This window comes from Holtiella tumoricola, from assembly GCF_027857615.1.
In the GTDB taxonomy this organism is placed as follows: domain Bacteria; phylum Bacillota; class Clostridia; order Lachnospirales; family Cellulosilyticaceae; genus Holtiella; species Holtiella tumoricola.
In genome coordinates this window covers 58,292-83,579 of sequence record NZ_JAQIFT010000068.1, presented here as the reverse complement: position 1 = coordinate 83,579, position 25,288 = coordinate 58,292, and the positions used below count along the sequence as shown (strand labels likewise).

The window sequence follows — 25,288 nt, the reverse complement described above, 5'->3', positions numbered from 1 at the left end:
GCTATAATAAATAGGAATATTTTAGGGTATCCTTAAAACTAGGAGGTGTAGAATGAATAAAAAGATACTGTTATTCGACGGTTTAAGTATTGCTAATAGAGCCTTTTATGGTATACCACTACTAACTAATAAAGAAGGTCGCTATACCAATGCGGTTTATGGATTCTTAAATATAATGTTAAGCATTATTGAAAAGGAAAAACCAGATTTAGTAGGTGTTGCATTTGATGTCAGTGCGCCTACTTTTAGACATATTCAGTGTGAAGATTACAAAGGCACAAGAAAAGGTATGCCACAGGAGTTACGTGAGCAAATTCCACTACTCAAAACGGTGTTACGTGCTATGAATATTCATATGATGGAGAAGGAAGGGTTTGAAGCAGATGATCTACTTGGGACATTAGCTAAGAGTGGAGAACGAGATGGTTATCGCATGGTTGTTGTATCAGGAGACCGCGATTTGCTTCAAATTACAAGTGAGACGATTGAACTTAAAATTCCAAAGACTAAACAACAAGGAACTGAAATAGAAAGTTACTATGCCAAAGATGTAGAAGCTAAGTATGAAGTGACGCCATTAGAGTTTATTGATGTCAAAGGTCTTATGGGAGATGCTTCAGATAATATTAAAGGTGTACCTGGAGTAGGTGAAAAGACTGCTGTTAAGCTTATTAAAACTTATGGTTCTATTGAAAATCTATATGAGCATATTGATGAGATTACTCAAAAGAAATTAAAAGAGAATCTTGTAACTTATAAAGATCAAGCACTAGAAAGTAAAATGCTTGCAACCATTGTATGTGATGTACCACTTGAGTATACATGGGATGAGTTTAACTTAGATCTTACACTTACAGAAGAAGCAGAAGAACTTATGAAAAACTTAGAATTTAAGAAGATTATTGCAAGGCTTCCAAGAGCTTCAGCCAATAAGCCAGTAGAGCAAGTAGAAGTGCATACATTTAACGGCTTAGAAGAAGTAACAGGCGGACAAGTTTGTGCCATGACTTATGCCTATGAAGCAGATACATTAGAGCTTGGACTGGCTTTTAATAGTAAAGTAGGTCGTTTAAGCTTTAACTTAACAAATACAGAAGAGGTACAAACCTTACAAAACTTCTTTGGTAATGAAGAAGGGCTTAAGGTTATTCATGATAGCAAACAGCTTAGACATATTCTTTATCCTTATCACATAGAGATAAAAGGACAGGTATTTGATACATTTATTGCTGCGTATTTAATCGAGCCTACTAATGAAACTTATGAAATAAGTGAAATAGCAGATCGTTTCTTAGGGGTACAAAATGTAGAAAGTACGGAAGGGCTTCTAGGAAAAGGCAAGAGCATGAAGGCATGGCTTACCCTTGAAGATGAAGTACGTATAAAGTTTTTAACTGAACGTGCTCATGTTTTAGATGCAGCTTATGCTGTACTCAAAAAAGAAATTGAAGACAACCAGATGGAAGAACTGTTTTACAATATTGAAATGCCACTTGTAAAGGTGCTTTTCGATATGGAAGTAGAAGGCATTAAGGTTGACGTAGAAAAGCTTAAAGCCTATGGTAAAGAATTAGATGCGTTGATTGAAAATGTTGCAGAGAAAGTATATGCAGCAGCAGGAGAAGCATTTAATATTAATTCACCAAAGCAATTAGGTGTGATTCTATTTGAGAAAATGGATATTCCAGCTGTTAAAAAGACTAAGACAGGCTATTCAACAGCTGCAGAAGTCCTTGAAAAACTTAAAGATGGTTATCCAATCGTAGAAGATATTTTAGCGTATAGACAATATACTAAATTAAAATCTACTTATGTAGATGGATTACTTTCAGTTATGACGGATGAACATAAAATTCATTCTAGCTTTAATCAAACCATTACAGCGACAGGGCGTATTAGTTCAACAGAACCCAATCTACAAAATATTCCAATCAAACTTGAGATGGGTAAACGTATTCGTGAGTTATTCATACCATCATCCGAAGATTATATCTTCTTAGATGCCGATTACTCACAGATTGAGTTGCGTGTTCTTGCTTCATTAGCAGATGATCAAAAGTTAATCAATGCATTTAATCAAAATATTGATATTCATACATTAACTGCTTCAGAAGTATTCCATGTACCATTTGAAGAGGTTACACCGCTTGAAAGAAGTAATGCAAAGGCTGTTAACTTTGGGATTGTTTATGGTATTGGGGCATTTTCACTTTCAGAAGACTTAAAGATTACACAAAAAGAAGCAGCAGCTTACATTGAAGGGTATTTTGAAAAATATCCAAAAATTAAAGATTACCTAGATGGATGTGTGTCTTTTGCACGTGATCATGGTTATGTTCAAACCATCTTTAATCGTAAACGTGATATTCCAGAAATTAACGCAAAGAACTTTAATTTGAGGGAGTTTGGTAAGCGTAAAGCGATGAATACACCAATTCAAGGAACAGCAGCAGATATTATTAAACTTGCAATGGTTAATGTGCACCGTGCGCTACAAGAAGAAGGTTTACGTTCAAAAGTTATATTAACTGTACATGATGAACTTTTATTAGAAGTATATAAGCCAGAACAAGAACAAGTAGCCAAACTACTTAAAGAAAAAATGGAACAAGCAGTGGACTTAAAAGTTACGCTATCTGTAGATGTACACAGCGGCTCTAACTGGTTAGCTGCAAAATAGGAGAAAGTGATGCGAACAATAGGAATTGTAGGTGGAATTGGGGCAGGGAAAAGCACAGTTGTTTCTTTGCTAACAGAGTTGAAAAAGTGCTTCGTTATTGGAGCAGATGAGATGGGACATAGAATTCTTTTAAAGGGCGACTTAGCTTATGATAAAGTGATAGAAACCTTTGGAAGAGAAATCTTAGATGAAGAAGGCAACATTGTACGTAGAAAGTTAGGTGCAATTGTTTTTGGCGATCAAGAGAAGCTTAAAGCCCTTAATGCAATTACACATCCTATTATCTTTAATGAGATTAAAACATTGCTAGAACAATGTAAAGAACAGAAGAAGTGGGATATTGTCATTATTGATGCAGCACTTTTAATAGAAATTGGATTAATTGAACTTACCGATTACGTCATAGCTGTTTATGCAGATGAAAAAACACGTGTAGAAAGATTGATGAAACGTGATGAATTTACTAAAGAACAAGTGTTAGAACGGATTAATAAGCAAAAAAAATGGGAAGAATTAGAAAAAGTCGCTGACTTTGTCATTGATAACCGTTATACACGTCAACATACAAAAGAACAAATGGTCAAAATGCTAGAACAATTATAAAGGGGTATTGGCGTGAAGGTAAAAAGATATTTAAAGATATTAATATGTGGGTTATTAATGGTTTGTATATTATGTATAAGTCCTTTTGTGCTGTATCGTAGACCTTATAAAGAGGTTGTAGATACTTATAGTACACGATATGGTGTGGATCCACTCTTTGTTTATTCTGTCATGAAGGCAGAGAGTGGGTTTGAACCCAAAGCACTTTCAAGAAGTGGTGCAAAGGGACTTATGCAAATTATGAATAAGACAGGCAGTTGGGGCGCTACAGAGTGCGAGATCCCCTATTATTCTAATGATAAATTATTTGATCCAGAGATTAATATCCAAATCGGGTGTTGGTATTTGGCAAAGCTAATGAATCAATATGAGGGGGATCAAAACTTAGTATTAGCAGCTTACAATGCTGGTTCAGGCAATGTAGCAAAGTGGCGTGAAAATACCCTTTATAGCAAAGATGGTAGAGTACTACATACTATTCCCTTCAAGGAAACAGATCGCTATGTTAAAAAGGTAAGTTTTCATTATGCCATTTATAAGTTGCTTTACAATCACTAAGGAGGAAAAGAATGATTCATAAGTTCGGTAAAATACTTGCACTCATGATGTGTATCGTTTTACTAGTAGGTTGCGGTACGGTAACGGGTTCAAATGAGAGTGAGCAAGGAGAAAAGCCGCCTACAAAAGAAGAGGTAACAACTGACCAAAACACAGATGTTTCATCTGTTCTTACTATAGGAATGCAAAACCCTACTACACTCCATCCTATTTACAATATGGACAAAAGTGTACAACAAAATCTTTATCTTATGTTTGATACACTTGTAAATCTTAATGAAGATGGAAGTGTAAGCTCCAATTTAGCTCAAAATTATGTTTATAGTGAAGCAGAAAAATGCATGCGTATTGACTTAAGACAAGATGTGAAGTGGCATGATGGTACAAACTTAACAGCAGATGATGTGGCTTATACTTTAGAACTTATACAAAAGGCTAGTGAGTCACCTTATAAACTTACAACTAAAAATATAGCCAATATACAAGTTGTAGACCGGTATACTTTAAAGATTTATTATAGACAAGCATTTAGTGGTGTTTATCAAACCTTATTTTTCCCTGTTGTTCCAAAACATATTTATACAGGAACTGAGACAGAGCAAAAAGCTATTTTACCGGTAGGTTCTGGAGCTTTTAAATATGCTGAAAGTATTTCTCATAAGGAGGCAACTTTAGTTGCCAATGAATCTTACTTTATGGGTGCACCAAGCATCAAAGAAATTAAAGTTATGATTATTCCAGATGAAGAAAGTTTACTTTATGCATTTGAACAAGGCCTGATTGATGTGATTTATACAGATGTAATGGACTGGGGTAAATATGCTAAAGATAAGTCTGCTAATATTTACGAACTAGGTACTAATTGTTATGAATTTATGGGTATTAACCATAACAAACCTATTTTTCAAAATGCAAATATTCGCAATGCTCTTGTGTATGCTATTGATAGACAAAAGATGTCAGAAATTTATTATTTAGGACATTCTGTTATTACAGATACACTTATAGCACCTCATTCTTATTTATTTGATCCAACGCTACAAATTAAAGGATATGATGTTGAAAAAGCAAAATTACTTCTAGTAGGAGAAGGTTATACTTACGATGAAAAAACAAAGCTTTTTATGAAGAATAATATTCCATTAAGCTTTACATTACTTGTAAATGAAGAAAATAATGAACGTGTACGTGTAGCAGAAAGTATCAAAAAGATGTATCAAGAAGTAGGGATTGAGGTAACTATTGAGAAGACAGATGCAACTACTTTTAAAGAGCGTATCTATAATAAACAATTTGAAGCTTTCTTAGGTGGATGGAAGTTATCTTACGTCCCAGATGTAACGTTTGCACTTCATTCTAGTCAAATTACAGGTGGAGATAATTTTGTAAGTTATAATAATCCAACAATGGATCAATATATTCAAGCAGCCTTTAGTAGTCATCCTGATAAAATTGTAGAGGCATATAGTAAGTTACAACAATATATTGCGGAACAAAACCCTTATATCAGTTTATATTTTAAAAATGGGGCATTAATTACGAAGAAAAAGGTTGGAGGAAATATACAACCAAGTCCTATTAATATTTATTCAAATGTAGAAGAATGGCAAATTGTGGACTAGTTCTTAAGAACTAGTCTTTTTTTATTGTCTAGATGTCTCTTTAATTTTAGAAAAGGATATAGTACAATAAAACCTAAGATGAATACGAGGTGAATGATGGGATGATGTATAATGATGAAGTACTAGGTATAAGTAGCATTTTGTCAGAAAATAGAAGAACTAGACCTAATCAATTTTTAGGGGCCTCATTATGTCCTTTCTGTCTGGAAAATGCATCAGAGATAGAAATTGTAAGAAATGCAATAGTGACAGAAGAAGGGGATAAGATTCAAATAGTAAATAATAAATATCCAGCTTGTTCTGAAGAAGGGATAGTTTATGGAATACATGATGTGATTATCGAAACACAAGATCACCATAAAAAGCCCGAACACTTTACGAAAGTACATTGGAAAGTTTTATTGCAAGTGATAAGAGATAGGTGGATAACATTATCTAAAATGCCCAGAATTCACTTTGTCCAAGTTTTTAAAAATGAAGGTGAACGGGCTGGGGCAAGTATAGGGCATCCACATTCTCAGATTATTGCATTAGAAGAGGTGCCTTGTACAATAGAAGAACATTATAAAAAAATGGAAGCATACTTCAGACAAACGAATAAATGTAGAATATGTAAAGAAATAGAAGATAAAGATTTAAGTGTATTGGAACAAGATGGATGGCAACTATGTGTACCAGAAGGTGCTAGTGTACCATATGAAACGTGGATTATTCCTAAGAAGCATATTTCCAATATTGGACAAATGGATGAAGCAGATTTGGAAGCTTTGGCTTATATCACAGAGCAAGCCATAAAGATGAATAGGCAGATGTTAGGAGAAATAAGTTATAATATGTGTTTTATGAATGGTAGATATGAGCAGGATGAGCATTATCATTTCTTCATCAAGATTTTGCCAAGGACAGGTCAGTTTGCAGGATTTGAACTGGCAACTGGATGTACAATTAATGTGGTCAATCCCAAAACACAAAAAGATATAATGAAAAAGTATTTATTAGACTTAAAAGGGGGACTATAGGCAGAATGAGTGATTTAATATTTGGACTAGATATTGGTACGCGTACTGTAATAGGAACGCTAGGCTATATCAAAGAGAAGAAGTGGCATGTTAAGCATCATATATGTATGGAGCACGAAGAACGTGCCATGTTAGATGGGCAAGTGCATGATATTGAAAAGGTTGCCAATATTGTAAGGCGTATTAAAGAAAAATTAGAAGAAGAAGTTGGTTATGCATTAAAAGAAGTAAATATTGCAGCTGCTGGTCGTGTTCTCAATACGCAAATGACTTATGTAACTAAAAGCTTTGATGAAGTACATGAAATAGGGCCGTTAGATATGCAAAATCTCCAGGTAGAGGGGATTGATCTTGCTAAAGAAATGTTAGAACGTGAACGTAAAATAAAGGCGACGGAATATTTTTGTGTAGGCCATACGGTAATTAACTATTTTGTAGATGACTATGTCATATCCAATCCAGAGGGCCATAAAGGTGAAGTATTAAGTGCTAAAATTTTAGCAACATTTTTGCCTAAAAGTGTAGTAGATAGTTTATATGCAGTAACCAATAGAGTTGATTTACATGTTTCTCATTTGACTCTAGAGCCTATCGCAGCTATTAATGCGGTGATCCCTGAAAATTTACGTCTTCTTAACTTAGCACTTGTAGACATTGGTGCTGGGACTTCAGATATTGCTATTACAAGAGAAGGTAGTGTTGTAGCTTATGGCATGATTCCTATGGCGGGTGATGAAGTAACTGAGGCAATTGTACACAAGTATTTAGTAGATTTTAATACTGCAGAAAAAATGAAGCAGGCAATGAATTATCAGGAGATCATTACCTATGAAGATATTATTGGATTTACAAATGAGATCAGTAGTACTGAATTAAAAGCATGTATAGAACCTATTATGGGGCAACTAGCTAAGCAAATAGGTAAGAAGATTTTAGAACTTAATGGCAAGAAGTCAACGAATGCAGTGTTTTGTATAGGTGGTGGGAGCCAGATGCCAGGGCTTATTGAAAATCTTTCAAGTGAGCTCAAACTTCCAGAAGCACGTGTGGCAGTACGCCTTGCAGATCAAATTCCTGATGTTGTATATGAGTGTGAGATGACAAAAGGACCAGAAATGATTACCCCATTAGGGATTGCAATGACAGCAGCTAAGAGTATACAGCAACAATTTTTAAATGTGAACTTCAATGGTGAGAAAATTACACTAATGAATACAAAAAAAATGACTATCTTGGATGTACTCATGCATGCTGGTATTGCACATACTGAGATTTTTCCCACTAAAGGTAGAACTTTAATGTTTAAATGTAATGGAGAACGAATAAGGATAAAGGGTGGAAGTGGAGAAGCTGCTGTTATTTTCTTAAATGATCAAATAGCTAGCCTAGAAGATGCCATTAGTGAAGGTGATCGTATTCATATGATTTTTGCTAAGCCAGGAGTAGATGGCACAGGCTACGTGAAAGATTATATCCATTTACTTAAAGAGCCAATAACCCTTTATGTCAATGGAGAACCAATATATCTTCCTATGATACTCGTTAATGGAGATATGCGTTCACAAGAAGAAATCATTCAAGATGGAGATGAAATAGAAGTTAAAACGATTCATACCCTTTTAGAATTGTGTCAACTGTTACAGATGAAAATAGAAGAAAAATTGATAGTAGTAAATGGAAATGAAGTAAATGGTGAATACCTTTTACAACCCTTTGACCATATAGATATTTCAAATAAAGTAGAAGAACAAAAAAATAATCATATGGAATTACTTGAACAACTCTTACAACAGCAAAATGATTCAGCTATACGCTTATATGTTAATGGAGAACTTATAGAATTACCTTATAAAGAAGCAGGGTATGTATTTGTTAACATATTTGATTATATAGATTTTGACCTCAGTCAGCCTAAAGGTACGATTCAACTGATACTTAACGGTATGAAGGCTGCAGTGACCGACCCAATTAAAGAAAACGATAAAATAGAAATTTATTGGAAAAAATAAGGAGGCTCACAATGAAAGGGATTATTACAGTAGTAGGAAAAGATAAAGTAGGGATTATAGGCAAAGTTTGTACACTTTTGAGTGAAAAACAAGTGAATATCTTAGATATTTCACAAACTATTTTACATGGTTATTTTAATATGATGATGATTGTAGACCTTACAAATTGTACTGTTTCGTTTAATGAAGTTGTAGATGCGCTTACTGAACTTGGTAAAGCCATAGAAGTTGATATTCGTTTACAACATGAAGATATTTTTGACTCTATGCACCGTATTTAAGCTCAGGAAGGGGAAAAACAATGATTTCAAGATTAGAAGTATTAGAAACGAATAAGATGATTCAAGAGGCCAATTTAGACATTCGTACGATTACAATGGGGATTAGTCTTTTAGACTGTATCTCAGATGATATGGATAAACTTTGTGAAAATATTTATAACAAAATTACAACTTGTGCCAAAGATTTAGTAGAAACAGGCGAACAAATTTCTAAGAAATATGGTATTCCAATTGTTAATAAACGTATTTCAGTAACACCTATTGCTCTTATTGGTGGTGCAACAAAAGCAGATTCTTATGTACCTATTGCCAAAGCGTTAGATCGTGCAGCAAAAGCTGTTGGTGTAAACTTTATTGGTGGTTTTTCTGCACTTGTACAAAAGGGGATGTCACCATCAGATAAAGTACTTATTGAATCCATTCCAGAGGCTTTAAGTGTAACAGAACATGTGTGTGCATCTGTTAATGTAGGTTGTACGAAGTCAGGGATTAATATGGATGCAGTTAAACGTATGGGTGAGATTATTAAACTATCTGCAGAGTATACAGCAGAGAGAGAAAGTATTGGTTGTGCGAAGCTTGTAATCTTCTGTAATGCACCAGAAGATAATCCATTTATGGCAGGTGCATTTCACGGTGTTGGAGAACATGATACAGTTATCAATGTGGGCGTAAGTGGACCAGGTGTTGTAAAGAAAGCTTTAGAGCATGTAAGACAAGCAGATTTTGAAACAATGTGTGAAACGATTAAACGTACAGCGTTCAAAATTACACGTGCAGGCCAGATGGTAGCCAAAGAAGCTGCTGATACACTAGGTGTACCATTTGGTATTATCGACTTATCTTTAGCGCCTACACCAGCAATTGGAGATAGTATAGGTGAAATATTTGAAGAGATGGGACTTGAAATGGCAGGTGCTCCAGGAACAACAGCAGCCCTTGCCATTTTAAATGACTGTGTTAAAAAAGGTGGTGTTATGGCTTCTTCTTATGTAGGTGGGTTAAGTGGTGCTTTTATTCCTGTAAGTGAAGACCATGCCATGATTAAAGCAGCAGAAGTAGGTGCGTTAACACTTGAAAAATTAGAAGCAATGACATGTGTATGCTCGGTAGGACTTGATATGGTAGCTGTACCAGGAAGTACAAGTGCAGCTACATTGAGTGGTATTTTGGCAGATGAAATGGCTATTGGTATGATCAATGCTAAGACAACAGCTGTACGTATTATTCCTGTATGTGGTAAAGATGTAGGTGAAAATGTAGAATTCGGTGGACTATTAGGTCGTGCACCCATTATGCCAGTGAATCGCTATAGTTGTGAACGCTTTATTGCAAGAGGGGGTAGAGTGCCAGCACCTATCCATAGCTTTAAAAACTAAAGGAATTTATTGGGGGCAAAATATAAAATTTGCCCCCAATTTTATAGACTAACACCATTCTGATTTCTGCAATAATGAGAACAATAGGAACGTGATTTATCTATTTTCTTACATTTACTTAAAAAAGTAGTAAAAGAGAATGGATAAATTTAGAATAATTAAGTACAATAATAAATAAAGAAGACTAAGGAGGGTTTTAACATGACTAGAGTATTAGAAAACCTAAAGCCAGAAAAGGTAATGTATTATTTTGAAGAAATTAGCCGTATTCCACGAGGTTCTGGTAATGAAAAAGCAATTAGTGATTATATGGTGGCATTTGCAAAAAGCCTTAATTTAGATGTTAAGCAAGATGAAGCGAATAATATTTATATTAAGAAACCAGCAACAAAAGGTTATGAAAATGCACCAACTGTTATTTTACAAGGACATTTAGATATGGTATGTGAAAAAAACAAAGATACGAACCATGACTTTTTAACTGAAGGCATTAAACTTGTTGTAGATGGTGACTTTATTCGTGCAGATGGTACAACATTAGGAGCTGATAATGGTATTGCTATTGCTTATCAAATGGCAGTACTTGCAGATGATACAATCGAACATCCAGCTATTGAAGCACTTATGACAACAGCAGAAGAAACAGGTATGGATGGTGTTGCAAATCTTCATCCAGAATACTTAGAAGGTACAGTCTTATTAAACCTTGATACAGACATTGAAGGAGAATTTCTTGTAAGCTGTGCAGGGGGGGCAAAAGCACATGTAGATTTACCAGTATCTTATGAAGCTACACCAGCAGAGTCTGCACTTTTCAATGTAAATATTAAAGGGTTAACAGGTGGGCATTCAGGAGCAGATATTCACCAAGAACGTGCCAATGCAAACGTACTTGTAGGACGTGTATTAGACCGTGTGCGCCAAACAATGCCTATACGTCTTGCAACATTTGTGGGTGGTAGCAAGGATAATGTTATAACACGTGAAGCAGAAGCTTCTTTCTATGTACCAGTGGATAAAAAATCAGAAGTAGAAAGCATCCTTCAAACAATGGAGCAAGCTTTTAAGACAGAATATGAAAAGCAAGATCCAGAGCTTAAGATGTTTACTCATGTAGAAACTGAAGCAAAAGCATGTATTACAGAAGGACAAACTCAACAAATTATTGATTTATTAATGACACTTCCACATGGAATTATGGCTTATAGTATGCAGATTCCAGGACTTGTAGAAAGTTCATTAAATATTGGTGTAGTACAATTAGAACAAGATGCAATGCATATTGTATTAGCTGTAAGAAGTTCTGTACCAACTAAGAAAGAAAATATTATTCGTAAGATTGAACGTGTATCAGCAAACATTGGGGCAAAATGTACGGTAGCAGGCGATTACCCAGCATGGGTATATGCACCAAATTCTAGAATCCGTGAATTAGCAACACAAGTATTTGAACAAAAATATGATAAAAAACCTGAAATTAAAGCGATTCATGCAGGGCTTGAATGTGGTTTCTTACTTGAGAAGATGCCAGGTGTAGATATGATTGCTTTTGGACCAAATGCTTATGATATTCACTCACCAGAAGAACGTGCAAGTATTAGTTCTATGGAACGTGTTTTTGAGTTCCTTTTAGACCTTCTTAAAGAAATGAAAAATTACTAAGAAGGAGTAACCCGATGAAATTTGAAAAAAATAATAAGTATTTTACAATTAGTGTTTATATTGTTGTAAGTATACTTGTCACCATCTTAGGTGCTTTCTTGCTTATTAATTTCAAACTCATGGGGGGATATATAGCGACTTTTGTAAAGTGGTTGTTTGACTTATTTAAACCGCTTATATTTGGTATAATTATAGCCTATCTTTTAGATCCACTTACAGATTTCTTTGAAAGATGGATTAAAAGAATTTTTCACAAAGAGTCTGTGAATCGTAGTTGGCCAACGCTATTTACCTTACTTACTTTTATCCTTATTGTTTTACTATTTACTTTAGTCATTGTGATGAATGTAAGAAAGGTTATAGGGGGAGGGGCAATTCAGAATTTACAAGATAGTTTGACTGGATATGCACAGTATTTTACAAGTATGATTCAAAATATGGATTTTGCAACATCAAAGTTACCATTCTTACAAAATGGGGGAGACTTGATTGGACGTGTTTATGAAGGCATTAATAGTTTTGTAAATTGGCTTAGTAGCAAGGGGGTAGATACCCTTACAAATTTAGGGGGCAACTTGCTTAACCTTGGCCTTGGCTTTGTCATTGCCTTCTATACCCTTAAAGATAAAACTAAATTGCTTCGTATATATAATCGCTTTTTAAGTTTGATTGTGCCAGATAAAATGGAAAGTGAAGTAAGAGATATAGGACGTGATATAGACTATGTTTTTTCTGGATATATTAGAGGGCAATTAATTGATGCAGTTATTATGGCAACGTTGATTAGTGTGACATTAATGGTAATAGGCATAGATTTTGCGATTATCATCGGTGTTATCTCAGGAATATTTAATCTTATTCCATACTTTGGACCAGTTATAGGCTTTATTTTAGCAGGTCTTATTGGTTTTATAGGTCCACATCCTATTAGAGGTGTCTATGCGGTAATTGCAGTAATGATCTTGCAGCAAATAGATGGCTGGTTCATTGTGCCGAAGGTAATGGGTAAAACTGTCAAGCTTCATCCTATAGCAGTCCTTTTAGCAATTGTTATAGGGGGGAAACTTTTTGGTTTGGTTGGTATTCTATTAGGTGTCCCAACGGTGGCATTTATCAGGTTATTGATTATGCGATATATGGGGGATCTATTTAATGGAGAAGAGTGCTAAAAGATACTAAGCAAAAAAGGATCGATCACTTGTGAAAGTGTAATCGATCCTTTTTTGCTATTTTAAAGCTTACCTTTAGCATGAGTATCCTTAACATATAATAAAGCTTCTTTATTTGGTTTATTAGGTTTAACTAAGAAGTTTGCCCAACTTCTCTGGTGCTCAAATACCTCAATGTTTTCTTGCCACCATAGTAAGCGATTCATATAGTACTGTATTTTTTTAGTAACCTCATATTGATAGTTCTGATAGTTATTTTTGATGACAATAGCAGTGAGCTCATAAAAAACAAGACCTAAGGCATGGGTTTCTACATGGACAGTTGCACATCCTTGACCAACAGCATGGTAGAGTGCAATAAAGTAATCATTATCTATAGATTTTGCAACAGCATGACAATCTAAGATAGCTCTTTTAGCAACAGGCATTTTGACTTCACCTCTTGCCCATAAATCGGATAGCATAAAAGCCGCTTGTGATTCAGATTCGTTTGGATAGGCTGTCTTTATTTCATCTAGAGGGATTTGTAGACAGTCAAATATCCACATGATGAGCGTGGTATGTTTTTGGAGGCAGATAAGTTTTCGAAGTTCTTGTAAACAGTCACTATCTCGTGTAAAAAGTATTTTATTATGTTTTTTTATTTTTAAATCTACATCATTAAATATAATTATCACCTCATTCTTTAAATAGAGATATAAAATAACTCATTTGAAGAAGCTTCCTAGAATAAAGTTATTGAATAAAATAAAGTAGGGCCACCAGTTGGGTAGCCCTCTTATTATCTATAGATTAAGATTAAACAAGATTTACTTGATGGAATACTTTTTTACCTTTTTGAATCATTAAAGCACCATCGTTGAATAAATCAGTAGTTACTTTGAAGTCAATGGCTTCAACAGGTTTTCCTTCAATTTTAATACCGTTTTGTGTAAGGAGACGACGTGCTTCAGAACGTGTTGCAACAATTCCTGTATGGTCTACAAGAAGGCTAATGATATCTAGACCTTCAGCAAAAAGGTCAGCACTTAAATTTGTAGTTGGTAGGGAACCACTTGCTCCTTTACCAGCAAAAGCAGCTTGAGCAGCTTCTTGTGCTTTTGCAGCCTCTTCTTCACCATGAACAATTTTTGTAATTTCAAAAGCAAGTTTAGCTTTTGCTTTATTAATTTCGGCACCTTCTACGCTGCAAAGTGCATCGATTTCATCCATTGGAAGGAAGGTAAGAAGACATAGACATTTTCTAACGTCAGCATCAGCTACGTTTCTCCAATACTGGTAGAAGTCGTAAGGAGATGTTTTTTCAGCATCTAGCCATACAGCACCATTTTCTGTTTTACCCATTTTCTTACCTTCACTGTTTGTGAGAAGAGAGAAAGTCATACCAAATGCAGTATCGCCATGAAGACGTCTTACAAGTTCAACACCACCAAGGATATTTGACCATTGGTCGTTACCGCCAAGTTCTAATTTACAGTTATATTTTCTGTAAAGCTCTAGGAAGTCATAAGATTGCATAAGCATGTAGTTAAATTCTAAGAAAGAAAGACCTTTTTCAAGACGTTGTTTGAAACATTCAGCTGTAAGCATACGGTTTACAGAGAAATGTACACCAACTTCGCGAAGGAATTCGATATAGTTTAAATTAAGAAGCCAATCTCCATTGTCAACAATCATTGCTTGTTCATTATCAAAAGAAATAAAACGAGAAAGTTGTTTTTTAAAACAAGCTACGTTATGTTTAATAATTTCAGGAGTAAGCATTTTACGCATATCTGTCTTACCAGTTGGGTCACCAACCATACCTGTACCGCCACCTAAAAGGGCGATTGGACGATGTCCGGCTTGTTGCATGTGAGCCATAGCCATAACTGTTACGAAATGACCTACGTGTAAACTATCAGCAGTAGGGTCAAAACCAATATAGAAAGTTACCTTTTCTTTTTCTAACAGTTCTCTAATTTCTTTTTCATGTGTTGTTTGTTGGATAAATCCACGTTCCATTAAGGTATCAAATACGTTCATTCTTAAAATCCTCCTAATAAGTTGTCTAGAGTAATTAAAAAAGTTAATAAAAAAAGGGTGCCTCGCCTTATAAAAAGGACGAGATCACCCGTGGTACCACCTTTGTTCGCAAAATACATTGCCTCTAACATGATAACGGTATGTAACCGGCACATATGTGCAATTCAAAAGGTGTAATTCATAATAGATTCCTGCATACTTGCACCAACCGTATGCTCTCTGAAAAGGCAAGTCTATTACTACTCAATCTTTATCAACATTTTTAGACTATATAATTGGTTATTATTATAACATAGCGAAAGAAATTTGCAAGACTTGAATTTTATCTGTATAAAATTACCAGAATATGGTAGACTATATAATGATTTATATTTTCTAAACACACAAGTAGGGAGGGAGCTTATGTTTGAAATAGAGAAGGGTTTTCCCTTGTTGGGGTGTAAGCTAATTAGAGATCGGTGCAATTTTGGAATCTACGCAACAACTGCACGTTGTATGATCCTTAAAATTTATAGATTTGTTTACGAAGAAGTACCACTAGTAGAAGTAATTCTTGATCGTGAGACTTCTTGCATGGGGGATGTTTTTTGTATAAGTATCAAAGGTGTAGAAGAGGGATTTGCTTACACCTGGCAGACAGTTACAGAAAAAGGAGAGATGAGTATACCTCTTATTGATCCCTATGCTAGAAGTTTGTCAGCTTTTCCTAAAGGGAGTAATCATTATAAGAATATCGTTGTCAATGATAAAGTATATAAAGGAGAACGTCCTTTTATTCCATGGGAAGAAACAATCATTTATGAGATGCATGTAGGTGCTTTTACAAAAAGTCCTACAAGTCAAATTGAAAATAGGGAAAGAGGAACTTTTGAAGGCTTATTAAAAAAATTACCCTATTTAAAAGAGTTGGGTGTTACTAGTTTAGAATTAATGCCAATTTTTAAATGGAATAAGCATACACTTTCTAATAAACATCCTATTACTCAAGAAACTTTACAAGATGAATGGGGGTATAATAGTATTTCCTTTTTTGCCCTTCAAGAAGTCTATGCAATGGATAGAGGGGCCCTTGGAGAAGTTAAAGAATTTAGGAAATTTGTAGAGGCTATTCATCAAAATGGTATGGAAGTTATTTTAGATGTAGTATATAACCATACAGGTGAAGGGGGACAAGACGGGAAAGTCTTTAATTTTAAGGCATTAGCTCCAGAAGTATATTATAAATGGAATGGGAGCTATCATCGTAATGATGCTGGTACAGGTAATACACTCAATAATAAGCATATTGTGACAAAGCAACTTATTCTAGATAGTCTGCGCTATTGGGTTGTGTGTATGGGGATTGATGGCTTTAGATTTGATCTGGCATCTATTTTAATGCAAAATGAAGTTGGTAATTGGTATGCGGGTTCGATTATGGAGGATATTGCCAATGATCCTATCTTATCACATGTAAAGCTTATTGCTGAATGTTGGGATGCAAAAGGTGCCTATGATGTAGGGCGTATGCCATACCCTATAGCAGAATGGAGTGATTGTTATAGAGATACTATGCGTCGATTTGTAAGAGGCGACCAAGGTATGACTAATGCAGTTGCAAAGTGTTTAACAGGGAGTGAAATACAATTTCAAGATACTAGGAAAAATAAGACGCATACGATACAATTTATTACTGCACATGATGGCTTTACAATGTGGGATCTTGTTTCTTATCAATATAAACAAAATAGGTTAAACGGTGAAGGAAACAGAGATGGCAATAATAATAACTATAGCTACAATTGTGGAGAAGAGGGCGAAACACAGAATGAGAAAATTATCTCGATAAGAAAAAAACGTATAAAAAATTATTTTGCTTTATTGTTACTCTCACAAGGAATACCTATGCTTTTGATGGGAGATGAGTTGGGAAGATCGCAAAAAGGTAATAATAATGCTTTTTGTCAAGATAATGAAGTCACATGGGTAGATTGGAGCTTAACGGAGAAAAATAAAGAAATTCTAGAATTTGTAAAATCAATGATTAAATTTAGGAAAGAAAGTAATTGTTTTAAAGCAATAAATAAAGAACAACTAAAAATTACTTTTCATGGGGTCAATTATAACGAACCAGATTGGTCGTATTATTCTTGTAGCTTAGCTGAGCAAATAGAAGTAGGTTCAGAAAAACTGTATATTATGATGAATAATTATATTGAGCCTCTTGTATTTGATTTACCAAAACAAGAACAAGGTTGGCAACTGATTATTGATACATCACAATCCCAAAGTTTTATAGGATGTCACCTTAAAGTTCAAGAAACAAGATATTGTATGAATCCATTTACAATATGTGTTTTTAGATGTTGTACAAAATAGTAGGGTCGTCATTATAAAGTATTATAATGACGACCCTACTATTTTTATAATGAGCGTATTAAGCTACTAGATATGGTGAAAGTGCAGCAGGAATTTCTTTGCTTGAGCAAGAAGCACCAACGACGAAATTAACATCATATTTATCAGATAACTTATTAAGTTTTTCAATGAAACATGCTAATTCATCGATACCGAATTGGGTGATTTGAATAAGTTCATCAATAAAGACAAGTTCAATATCATGATTACTAGATAAGATACCACATAGAAAACCGAAGAAATCATGGGCATTAATAGGAAAAGACGTTGTTTCGATAAGACGAATGTGATGAGAAAGTGCGAAACGATGCTGGGTTGTACTATCAATATAAACAATATGACCATCTAATGATCGACATCTTTCGTTTGCTAAATCAATCATTTGTTTTGTTTTACCTTCACCTGTTTGACCTGTAATAATCTGTATCATGGTTATCACCCCTAATATGATTTATTAATATACATATTCAACATATTGCCTAAAATATCCTTTAAATTTAAAAAAAGTTTTATAAAAATTTCAATAAAAATTGGTATAAAAATAACTAGATAGATATTCTATCTAGTTATCTAAAAATTAACTATTCATACGACTATTAGATATTTTTCCAAACATAGTGAGTGCGTAAAGACCAGCAATACCCACTGCTGCATAAATCACACGACTAATCCATGATGCCATTCCGCCAAACAACATAGCAACTAAATCAAATTGGAAAAATCCAATAAGACCCCAGTTAATAGCACCGATAATAACTAAAGTAAGTGCAATATAATCTAAAGCTTTTGTATCCATGACTTCCACCTCTTTTAGAGAATTGATAAAATCTATGTTTAATAGTATAGATAAAAAATTTTTTTTTATACAAAATAAGCTAACATGGAATATATAACCAATTTGTATCTATATATATAATGTAAGGCTTGTTTGACAAACAAGGTGAGTCGTTTTACCATAAAAGGAAAAACGAAGGAGCTAGAATGTTATGGCTTATAGACGTTATGCAGATACATTAAAAGAAAAATATGGTGAAAAGGTATATAAAATACCTGTAAACTTACCTGTAACGTGTCCGAATCGTGATGGTAACTGTGGCACAGGAGGGTGTACATTTTGTAGTGAAGTAGGGATAGGTTATGAACTTCTTGATACAAAGATACACATACAGGACCAACTCAAGCAAAATATTGACTATATAGGGAAGCGTTATAAAGCACATAAGTTTATTGCTTATTTACAAAATTTTAGTAATACTTATATGCCTCTCGAGCAATTTAAAGGGGTACTCGACCAAATTAAATATGATGGGTTAGTTGGAATTAGTATTTCAACAAGACCAGATTGTATCCATGAAGATTACCTAGTGGCAATCAAAGAATGGCAAGATGAAACAGGCTATGATGTATGTATTGAATTAGGTTTGCAAACAATGAATTATCATACATTAAAGCAGATTAATAGAGGACATGGTTTAAGTGAGTACCTAGATGCTGTTTTACGTATTAAACGTTATGGATTTGAAATCTGTACCCATCTCATTTTAAACTTGCCGTGGGATAATATGGATGATGTTATTGAAAATGCAAAGCTTATGAGTGTTTTAGAGATAGATTATATTAAGTTACATGCTTTATACATTACCAAGAATACGAAGATGGGACGCCAGTATGAAGCAGGTGAATTTGAAATGATTTCAAAAGAAGAATATGAAGAGCGTGTTATAACTTTCTTACGTTATTTATCAGATAAGGTTGTAGTGCAACGTATTATTGGTAGAGCACCAGAAGAATATACTTTATTTGCTAACTGGAATACAAGTTGGTGGAAAATTCATGATGAAATTATCGCCAAGATGGGTGAGGAAGGCTTTGTGCAAGGAGACTTATGCCATTATCAAAATGGAAGGGCTTTGCAACGTTTTATGACTAAAGAAGAAGCATAGTATTTATGCTTCTTTATTTTTTTATAAATAGAGAGAGGGGAGATTATATGAATAAATTTGAACGGGTTATAGGGCAAATGACTTATGATATGGGGAGAAAAAGGCAAGTTTCTAAGAATAGACGTGAAAGATCTTATGGGACACCAGTGAGATCTGCTACAAAAGTTAATAGACCATCTATGATGAGATCGGCATCTAAGTCAACAACAAATACTAGACAAAGTAGAACGCAGTTTGCAGTGATAGAGGGAACAGAGAGCTTAAAGAAGTTTATAGGTATTTTATTGATTGCAGTAGGAATCCTATTAATCCTAACGAAATGTGCAGGAAGCTTTGGGGGGGGGAGTAAAAAGGCAGAAGTAGATAGTAAAACGCCAGCGACTATACAAGTAACATCAGCTTATACTGAACATATTCAAGATTTCGAAATAGGTGGAGACACGTTAAAGCGATTGATGGAACTTTCTATTCAATACAAAAAGGACTATGCCCATACACTTGCTGTATGGGCAGTAGAGTCTTATAAGGAGACACCTTTAGCTGAAATAGAACAATCTATCAAAGAAAAAGATACAACGAATTTCTTAGATGAATTTGGAATGTATGACAATGCTACAGATGTGTACAAGCAATTTATCTATGATATTAAATCTTTTCCAATTAGGGAGAAAAATGTGTATACCTATGAAAATGGATGGAAAGACTCTAGAACTTATAATGGAAATAGGTTACATTATGGTATTGATATTATGTCTAAAGCCAATGAATCTGGACAAATTAAAATAAGAAGTATGACGGATGGTACTGTTGAAAATATAGGATGGAATCAGACAGGAGGATACAGGGTAGGTATTCGGAGTGAAAGTGGTGCCTATTTTTACTATGCACATCTTCATTCCTATGCGAAGGATTTAAAGCAAGGTGACCGGGTACAAGCAGGAGAAGTAATTGGTCTTATGGGAGATAGTGGCTATGGTGAAGAAGGAACTACTGGCCAATTTCCAGTTCATCTTCATATAGGGATTGCAGTGAAGACACCTGATAATGTAGAATTTTGGATTAATCCTTATAGTATTTTGCAATATTTAGAACAAAAATCCTAGAGGGATGGATTGTGAGGGACATTGGAATAGATAAAGACTTATGTTATAATAGCTCAAGATACTTTTTAAGAAGGCGATCATATAAAGGAGTAAAAAAATGAAAATCTATGCAATCGGAGATTTGCATTTAGCATTGAGTACAGATAAGCCTATGGAAGTCTTTGGACCTAAATGGGAAAATCATGTGACTAGGTTAACGGCGTGCTGGAAACAGCTCATAACGGATAAAGACATTGTTATTCTTTGTGGAGATCTGTCTTGGGCTATGAAACTAAATGAGGCAAAGGTAGACCTGGATTTTATTGATCAGTTACCAGGCAAAAAGATATGTATCAAAGGTAATCATGATTATTGGTGGGAGAAAATAGGTGTTTTAAATACACTCTATGATTCCATCTATTTTATTCAAAATACCGCCTATAAAGTAGGTAGATATGCTATATGTGGTACAAGAGGATGGATGCACTTTGATGATGCTTCGCAGGAAGATAAAAAGATTTATTTAAGAGAGCAAGAACGCTTAAAACTTTCATTGCAAGATGGAATTAAAAAAGGTGCAGAAGAAATAATAGTGGCACTTCATTATCCTCCTACCAATGACAAAAGAGAAGATTCACCCTTTACTGCGCTTATTGAGCAGTATCCAGTGCGACAAGTAATGTATGGTCATCTTCATGATGAAACAGGATGGGAAAAAGCCTTAAAAGGAAGCTACAATGAACGAATGTACCACTTAGTTGCTGCAGATTACTTGGAGTTTTGCCCTAAATTAATATTAGAAATTACAGAATAAGATAAAGAGGACATAAAATGGAATTACCAGTTAAGTTTAAAGAAAAGATACAAGGACTTCTACAAGATGAGTTTGAAGCGTATTTAGACAGTTATAGCTTCCCAGAATATCAAGGCATTCGCATAAACACATTAAAGTTAGGGAAAGAAGCATGGGATAACATTTGTCCTTTTGAAGGGCTAGAAGCTGTATCTTGGTGTAAGGAAGGTTACTATTATCAAGAAGGGGATAGACCAGGGAAGCATCCATACTATCATGCAGGGCTTTATTATATGCAAGAACCAAGTGCGATGGCACCAGGTGCTTATATTCCAATTGAAGAAGGAGATAAAGTACTAGACCTTTGTGCTGCTCCTGGAGGTAAATCTACACAAGTAGGTGCTAGGTTAGGTCAAACAGGACTACTTGTAAGTAATGATATTAGTGCGACGCGTGCTATGGCTTTGATGAAAAATATTGAGAACTTTGGTATACGTAATAGCATGATTACAGCAGAAACCTCTGAACGTTTAGCAACCAAGTTCAAAGGTTATTTTAATAAAATTTTAATAGATGCGCCCTGTTCAGGTGAAGGAATGTTTAGAAAAAATGAAAATGCAGTAAAGAGTTGGGAGACTCATGGTATTGAACATTGTTGCACCCTTCAACGTATCATATTAGAAGATGCTTACACAATGCTTAAAACTGATGGGATGATGCTGTATTCAACCTGTACCTTTTCACCAGAAGAAAATGAAGGAATGATAGAAGCATTTTTAGAAAAACATCCTGATTGTCAGATTATACCTTTAACAGGTGTTGGTGGCATTAAACAAGGCAGACCAGAATGGAGTGATTCTAAAAAAGATACTCTAAGTGGAGCGTTAAGATTGTGGCCACATCATTTAAAGGGTGAAGGGCATTTTGTATGTCTTATTCAAAAATTAGGTGAGGCTTTTGACGAAACTAAGCGTCTATCTATTAAAAAGCGTATTAAAGATATTCCTATTTTAAAAGAGTTTATTGAAACAAATACACATCTAGATATTAATACACCGATTATTGAACTTAAAAATAAAATTTACTTACAAACAGAAGATGCACCGGATTTAGAAGGGCTTCGTGTGATACGCAGTGGGATGTATTTAGGTGAGGTTAAAAATAAACGTTTTGATCCTTCACAAGTATTAGCTTTAGCCTATCCAAAAGAAATGTTTAAAAATTATATCGACTTACAAATAGAAGATGCAAATGTGATAAAATACTTAAAAGGTGAGACTCTACTTATAGAAGCACCAAAAGGTTTTAATGTAATAGGTGTAATGGGACATCCTTTAGGATGGGTAAAAAGTCAAAATGGAACACTTAAAAACTTATATGCTACGAATTGGCGTATGATGTGATAGATGCTTTACATGAGACAAATATAATAAGAAATGATGGTAGATATAAAATGATAGAAAAGAAAATGCGACTTGATAAATATTTAGTGCATACAGGATATGGTTCTCGCTCAGAAGTCCAACAACTTATAAAAAAGAAAAAGGTCAAAGTGAATGGGGAAGTTGAAAAACGTCCAGAATGTAGTATTAGCCCTAGTGAAGCAGTTGTTACACTAGGTGAGGAAGTAGTAGACTATAAGCCTTTTTATTACTATATTTTAAATAAACCAGCAGGCTATATTACTGCAACCGAAGATCCAAGACAAGAAACGGTGATGGATCTTTTAGACCCTGTAACAAAAGGGAGAAGTTTAGCACCTGTTGGAAGGTTAGATAAAGATACAGAAGGGTTACTTCTCTTAACCAATGATGGAAAAATGGCACATAGTCTTTTATCACCTAAGAAGCATGTAGATAAATGTTACTATGCTGAGGTAAATGGTAAGGTAGTAGAAGCTGATATTGAAGCTTTTGAGTCAGGTGTAGAGATTGGTGAAGCAAAACCTTGTATGCCAGCAGGACTTGAAATTATAGAGGCAAATGAAGAAACCTCTAAGGTTTATATTACAATTAGAGAAGGTAAGTTCCATCAAGTGAAGCGTATGATGAAAGCTGTAGGTAAGGAAGTAACCTATTTAAAACGTGTAAGTATGGGGGATTTTAAATTACCAGAGGCATTAGCAATTGGTGAATATCGTCAATTAACAGATGAAGAACTTGGTCAGTTAACAATGAATAACTAGATAAAAAATATTAGCTTGAGGGGGAATGGTATGAAACGTACATTTGATGCAGTGATTTTTGATTTAGATGGAACATTAGTAGATTCTATGTGGGTATGGTCTAAAATTGATGAAGATTATTTAGGTCGTTATGGTATAGAAGTAGATGAGATGCTTGAATCAGAACTTGAAGGTATGAGTTTTACAGAGACGGCTGAATATGTTAAAAACCGTTTTCAGCTTGAAGATAGTGTAGAAAAGATTAAAGCAGATTGGAATCAGATGGCATCTGACTTCTATAGAGCACAAGTGCCACTAAAAAAACATGTGCGTGAGTTCTTGGAATATCTAGAATCACAAGATATTAAGATGGGCATTGCAACAAGTAATTCTCATGAATTAGTGGAGATTGTACTTGAGGCACATGGTATGCGTCAAAAGTTTGCAAGTATTCGTACCTCTTGTGAAGTAGAAAAAGGAAAACCTTATCCCTATGTATATCAGCAAGTTGCAAAGGATTTAGACGTTGAACCTACACGCTGTCTAGCTTTTGAAGACGTACCTAATGGCGTACTTGCGGCAAAAAGAGCAGGGATGACTATCTGTGCAATTCGTGACCGTCAAGTAGCGGAAATGGAAGAAGTTCTTAGGCAGGAAGCAGATTATTTTGTTGAAGACTACAAACAAATTATAGAGTATTATGAATCAGAACATAAAAAATCCTATGCATAAAATTTGCATGGGATTTTTTTATAAAACTATTGATTTAAATAAATATTGAAGTATAATATTTATAAAAATACAAATTATTAAATAAATATAAATTAGGAGTGATGATATGTTTGGATTAAAAGGTAAATCGTTTTTAACTTTACATGATTTTTCAAGTGAGCAAATAGGAGAGTTATTAGAACTAGCAGCAGTACTTAAAGCAAAGAAAAAGATGGGAATTAAAGGAGAGACTTTAAACGGAAAAAATGTAGCTCTTATTTTTGAAAAACCTTCCACACGTACACGTTGTGCTTTTACAATAGCATGTACGGATGAAGGTGCACACCCAGAGTATTTAGGTAAAAATGATATCCAACTAGGTTATAAAGAAAGTGTTAAAGACACAGCGCGTGTACTTGGCCGTATGTTTGATGCTATTGAATTCCGAGGTTTTTCTCAAAAAACAGTAGAAGAGTTAGCAGAGTATAGTGGTGTACCTGTTTACAATGGATTGACAGATATGTATCATCCTACACAGATTTTAGCAGACCTCCTTACTGTCAAGGAGCACTTAGGGAGCTTAAAAAGAAAGAAATTTATCTATATTGGAGATGGGCGTAATAACATGGCCAATAGTCTTATGATTGGGTGTTGTAAAATGGGTATGCATATGGTTATTATTGCACCAGAAAGTTTATGGCCTGAGTCAGGTCTAGTTACAACTTGTACAGCATATGCTAAGAAGAGTGGGGGGAGTTTAACTATAACAGAAGATCTTAATAGTGTAAAAGGGGCAGATGTACTTTATACAGATGTATGGTGCTCAATGGGTGAAGAAGAAAAAGCGTCAGAACGTATTAAAATGTTAAAGCCTTACCAAATTAATATGGATCTTATTACTAAGACTGAAAATGAAAATGTGATTTTTATGCACTGCTTGCCTGCAGTTAAAGAAAATGAAGTGACAGAGGAAGTATTTGAGTCTAAGTATTCTGTTGTATTTGATGAAGCTGAAAATCGTATGCATACTATAAAAGCTGTTATGGTAGCAACATTAAGCTAAAATGAAAAAATAATACAACTTGGCATCATTATTCTAAAAGTTTCAGAAAATTATTGACTAATTAATAGAAATTATCTATAATTTAACATTATACTACACTAAAGTGTAAAAGAATCTAAGAGGAGGAT

22 protein-coding genes and 1 other annotated feature are annotated in these 25,288 nt (G+C 34.5%); of the genes, 18 read left to right on the top strand and 4 right to left on the bottom strand.

The features are described 5' to 3' along the window. The first annotated feature begins 52 nt into the window (after positions 1-52). The 10 genes from polA (at position 53) to PBV87_RS19610 (ending at position 12,982) form a co-directional block, all read left to right on the top strand. A complete protein-coding gene (gene polA, locus PBV87_RS19655) occupies positions 53-2,680 on the top strand; it encodes a DNA polymerase I (RefSeq protein ID WP_271013451.1) in 2,628 nt (875 codons plus the stop codon). A gap of 9 nt (positions 2,681-2,689) precedes the next feature. Further along, entirely contained in the window at positions 2,690-3,283 is a 594-nt protein-coding gene (coaE, locus tag PBV87_RS19650) for a dephospho-CoA kinase (RefSeq protein WP_053985344.1), read from the top strand. Positions 3,284-3,295: 12 nt separating this feature from the next. Continuing rightward, complete coding sequence (locus PBV87_RS19645; RefSeq protein ID WP_242847685.1) at positions 3,296-3,841, top strand: lytic transglycosylase domain-containing protein; 546 nt, start codon at positions 3,296-3,298, stop codon at positions 3,839-3,841. 11 nt (positions 3,842-3,852) lie between these two features. Continuing rightward, positions 3,853-5,463 (top strand): peptide ABC transporter substrate-binding protein, encoded by a 1,611-nt coding sequence (locus PBV87_RS19640; RefSeq protein WP_053985343.1) that lies wholly within the window; start codon positions 3,853-3,855, stop codon positions 5,461-5,463. Between the two features lie 101 nt (positions 5,464-5,564). Continuing rightward, positions 5,565-6,482, top strand: a complete 918-nt coding sequence (locus tag PBV87_RS19635; protein ID WP_271013450.1) for a galactose-1-phosphate uridylyltransferase — start codon at positions 5,565-5,567, stop codon at positions 6,480-6,482. 5 nt (positions 6,483-6,487) lie between these two features. After that, the gene (locus PBV87_RS19630; RefSeq protein WP_271013449.1) at positions 6,488-8,491 is read left to right on the top strand and encodes a cell division protein FtsA; all 2,004 of its coding nucleotides are present in this window, start codon (positions 6,488-6,490) and stop codon (positions 8,489-8,491) included. A gap of 11 nt (positions 8,492-8,502) precedes the next feature. Continuing rightward, complete coding sequence (locus PBV87_RS19625; RefSeq protein ID WP_053985340.1) at positions 8,503-8,772, top strand: ACT domain-containing protein; 270 nt, start codon at positions 8,503-8,505, stop codon at positions 8,770-8,772. 20 nt (positions 8,773-8,792) lie between these two features. Then, positions 8,793-10,151, top strand: a complete 1,359-nt coding sequence (locus tag PBV87_RS19620) for a PFL family protein (protein ID WP_271013448.1) — start codon at positions 8,793-8,795, stop codon at positions 10,149-10,151. 201 nt (positions 10,152-10,352) lie between these two features. Further along, positions 10,353-11,813 (top strand): aminoacyl-histidine dipeptidase, encoded by a 1,461-nt coding sequence (locus PBV87_RS19615; protein ID WP_271013447.1) that lies wholly within the window; start codon positions 10,353-10,355, stop codon positions 11,811-11,813. A 14-nt stretch (positions 11,814-11,827) separates the two neighbouring features. Further along, complete coding sequence (locus PBV87_RS19610; RefSeq protein WP_271013446.1) at positions 11,828-12,982, top strand: AI-2E family transporter; 1,155 nt, start codon at positions 11,828-11,830, stop codon at positions 12,980-12,982. 62 nt (positions 12,983-13,044) lie between these two features. On the opposite strand, the gene PBV87_RS19605 is transcribed toward PBV87_RS19610, so the two are convergent. Together PBV87_RS19605 and tyrS are read right to left on the bottom strand one after the other, a co-directional pair. Beyond that, a complete protein-coding gene (locus tag PBV87_RS19605; RefSeq protein ID WP_330373807.1) occupies positions 13,045-13,659 on the bottom strand; it encodes a putative immunity protein in 615 nt (204 codons plus the stop codon). Positions 13,660-13,780: 121 nt separating this feature from the next. Then, positions 13,781-15,007: a tyrosine--tRNA ligase gene (gene tyrS, locus PBV87_RS19600; RefSeq protein ID WP_271013445.1), complete on the bottom strand. Its 1,227-nt coding sequence runs from the start codon at positions 15,005-15,007 to the stop codon at positions 13,781-13,783. 71 nt (positions 15,008-15,078) lie between these two features. Beyond that, positions 15,079-15,273, bottom strand: a binding site (T-box leader). A 136-nt stretch (positions 15,274-15,409) separates the two neighbouring features. On the opposite strand from tyrS, the gene PBV87_RS19595 reads away from it, so the two are divergent. After that, positions 15,410-17,365 (top strand): glycogen debranching protein, encoded by a 1,956-nt coding sequence (locus PBV87_RS19595; RefSeq protein WP_053985335.1) that lies wholly within the window; start codon positions 15,410-15,412, stop codon positions 17,363-17,365. A 58-nt stretch (positions 17,366-17,423) separates the two neighbouring features. On the opposite strand, the gene PBV87_RS19590 is transcribed toward PBV87_RS19595, so the two are convergent. Then, positions 17,424-17,834: a hypothetical protein gene (locus tag PBV87_RS19590; RefSeq protein WP_053985334.1), complete on the bottom strand. Its 411-nt coding sequence runs from the start codon at positions 17,832-17,834 to the stop codon at positions 17,424-17,426. A gap of 147 nt (positions 17,835-17,981) precedes the next feature. Further along, a complete protein-coding gene (locus PBV87_RS19585; protein ID WP_053985333.1) occupies positions 17,982-18,200 on the bottom strand; it encodes a DUF378 domain-containing protein in 219 nt (72 codons plus the stop codon). Between the two features lie 190 nt (positions 18,201-18,390). Here PBV87_RS19585 and mnmL point away from each other — a divergent pair, with 190 nt between their 5' ends. The 7 genes from mnmL (at position 18,391) to argF (ending at position 25,160) form a co-directional block, all read left to right on the top strand. Continuing rightward, on the top strand, positions 18,391-19,347 hold the full coding sequence (gene mnmL, locus PBV87_RS19580) for a tRNA modification radical SAM protein MnmL/YtqA (protein ID WP_271013444.1): 957 nt from the start codon (positions 18,391-18,393) through the stop codon (positions 19,345-19,347). 47 nt (positions 19,348-19,394) lie between these two features. Then, positions 19,395-20,450, top strand: a complete 1,056-nt coding sequence (locus tag PBV87_RS19575; RefSeq protein ID WP_271013443.1) for a M23 family metallopeptidase — start codon at positions 19,395-19,397, stop codon at positions 20,448-20,450. A 97-nt stretch (positions 20,451-20,547) separates the two neighbouring features. Then, positions 20,548-21,243 (top strand): metallophosphoesterase, encoded by a 696-nt coding sequence (locus tag PBV87_RS19570; protein WP_271013442.1) that lies wholly within the window; start codon positions 20,548-20,550, stop codon positions 21,241-21,243. Positions 21,244-21,260: 17 nt separating this feature from the next. After that, positions 21,261-22,625 carry an RsmF rRNA methyltransferase first C-terminal domain-containing protein gene (locus tag PBV87_RS19565; protein WP_271013441.1) on the top strand — a complete coding sequence of 455 codons (1,365 nt, stop codon included), beginning with the start codon at positions 21,261-21,263 and terminating at the stop codon, positions 22,623-22,625. Between the two features lie 50 nt (positions 22,626-22,675). Next, on the top strand, positions 22,676-23,407 hold the full coding sequence (locus tag PBV87_RS19560; protein WP_053986349.1) for a pseudouridine synthase: 732 nt from the start codon (positions 22,676-22,678) through the stop codon (positions 23,405-23,407). Between the two features lie 30 nt (positions 23,408-23,437). Continuing rightward, on the top strand, positions 23,438-24,118 hold the full coding sequence (locus PBV87_RS19555) for an HAD family hydrolase (RefSeq protein ID WP_053985328.1): 681 nt from the start codon (positions 23,438-23,440) through the stop codon (positions 24,116-24,118). 106 nt (positions 24,119-24,224) lie between these two features. Next, positions 24,225-25,160 (top strand): ornithine carbamoyltransferase, encoded by a 936-nt coding sequence (gene argF / locus PBV87_RS19550; protein ID WP_053985327.1) that lies wholly within the window; start codon positions 24,225-24,227, stop codon positions 25,158-25,160. Positions 25,161-25,288: the final 128 nt, after the last annotated feature.

Bases quoted from the DNA above. Each gene is read 5' to 3' on its own strand.
- PBV87_RS19575 (WP_271013443.1), top strand. From the start codon at position 19,395: ATGAATAAATTTGAACGGGTTATAGGGCAAATGACTTATGATATGGGG.
- PBV87_RS19565 (WP_271013441.1), top strand. From the start codon at position 21,261: ATGGAATTACCAGTTAAGTTTAAAGAAAAGATACAAGGACTTCTACAA.
- PBV87_RS19595 (WP_053985335.1), top strand. From the start codon at position 15,410: ATGTTTGAAATAGAGAAGGGTTTTCCCTTGTTGGGGTGTAAGCTAATT.
- PBV87_RS19630 (WP_271013449.1), top strand. From the start codon at position 6,488: ATGAGTGATTTAATATTTGGACTAGATATTGGTACGCGTACTGTAATA.
- polA (WP_271013451.1), top strand. From the start codon at position 53: ATGAATAAAAAGATACTGTTATTCGACGGTTTAAGTATTGCTAATAGA.
- PBV87_RS19560 (WP_053986349.1), top strand. From the start codon at position 22,676: ATGATAGAAAAGAAAATGCGACTTGATAAATATTTAGTGCATACAGGA.
- coaE (WP_053985344.1), top strand. From the start codon at position 2,690: ATGCGAACAATAGGAATTGTAGGTGGAATTGGGGCAGGGAAAAGCACA.
- PBV87_RS19610 (WP_271013446.1), top strand. From the start codon at position 11,828: ATGAAATTTGAAAAAAATAATAAGTATTTTACAATTAGTGTTTATATT.
- PBV87_RS19615 (WP_271013447.1), top strand. From the start codon at position 10,353: ATGACTAGAGTATTAGAAAACCTAAAGCCAGAAAAGGTAATGTATTAT.
- PBV87_RS19625 (WP_053985340.1), top strand. From the start codon at position 8,503: ATGAAAGGGATTATTACAGTAGTAGGAAAAGATAAAGTAGGGATTATA.
- mnmL (WP_271013444.1), top strand. From the start codon at position 18,391: ATGGCTTATAGACGTTATGCAGATACATTAAAAGAAAAATATGGTGAA.
- tyrS (WP_271013445.1), bottom strand. From the start codon at position 15,007: ATGAACGTATTTGATACCTTAATGGAACGTGGATTTATCCAACAAACA.
- PBV87_RS19620 (WP_271013448.1), top strand. From the start codon at position 8,793: ATGATTTCAAGATTAGAAGTATTAGAAACGAATAAGATGATTCAAGAG.
- PBV87_RS19635 (WP_271013450.1), top strand. From the start codon at position 5,565: ATGATGTATAATGATGAAGTACTAGGTATAAGTAGCATTTTGTCAGAA.
- PBV87_RS19570 (WP_271013442.1), top strand. From the start codon at position 20,548: ATGAAAATCTATGCAATCGGAGATTTGCATTTAGCATTGAGTACAGAT.
- PBV87_RS19585 (WP_053985333.1), bottom strand. From the start codon at position 18,200: ATGGATACAAAAGCTTTAGATTATATTGCACTTACTTTAGTTATTATC.
- argF (WP_053985327.1), top strand. From the start codon at position 24,225: ATGTTTGGATTAAAAGGTAAATCGTTTTTAACTTTACATGATTTTTCA.
- PBV87_RS19555 (WP_053985328.1), top strand. From the start codon at position 23,438: ATGAAACGTACATTTGATGCAGTGATTTTTGATTTAGATGGAACATTA.
- PBV87_RS19590 (WP_053985334.1), bottom strand. From the start codon at position 17,834: ATGATACAGATTATTACAGGTCAAACAGGTGAAGGTAAAACAAAACAA.
- PBV87_RS19640 (WP_053985343.1), top strand. From the start codon at position 3,853: ATGATTCATAAGTTCGGTAAAATACTTGCACTCATGATGTGTATCGTT.